Source organism: Agrilactobacillus fermenti, from assembly GCF_021030645.1.
GTDB lineage: Bacteria > Bacillota > Bacilli > Lactobacillales > Lactobacillaceae > Agrilactobacillus > Agrilactobacillus fermenti.
Window position 1 is genome coordinate 1 of sequence record NZ_JACGCJ010000078.1, and the last position, 435, is coordinate 435.

A 435-nucleotide genomic window follows, 5' to 3' on the forward strand; every position below is an offset into this window, starting at 1 on the left:
CACTATCTTTAGCATAATCTAAAAGTGCCTCAGCTTTTTGGGTCGCTTTTGTTTTGGAGAGCTTTTTATCCGTATTTTTCATCAACTGGTTGCGTAATTTGATGTGCCCTAAGCCTTTAACAAAGTCTGGGTGCGGATAGAGTTCAATAATATTCAATGCCAATTTAGAAACTCTGCTGCTAAATAAAGCCTCTAATTCGGGAAAAGTCTGTTGGAGCGTGGTATGGAGCCAAAGTTGATGAAGTTTGATATCTTTGATCATCCGTTGATAGAAACGGTTCAATTCTCTGAGTGTGCCATAGATCGGTTTCTGTTGCGTAAATAGGCGGTAAGTATTGTCATAAGCGGCTAAACCGATCTTGCGGGCGTCTGTGGTGTCGTTCTTGATGCGGCGAAGATCTTGCGTATTGAAATGAAGTTGTAGGGGGTTCAACT

1 protein-coding gene is annotated in these 435 nt (G+C 41.6%); it reads right to left on the reverse strand.

Going from position 1 to position 435, the window contains the following annotated elements:
* On the reverse strand, positions 1-435 hold a 435-nt coding region (locus FHQ08_RS12695; RefSeq protein ID WP_230914754.1), incomplete at both ends, for an IS110 family transposase.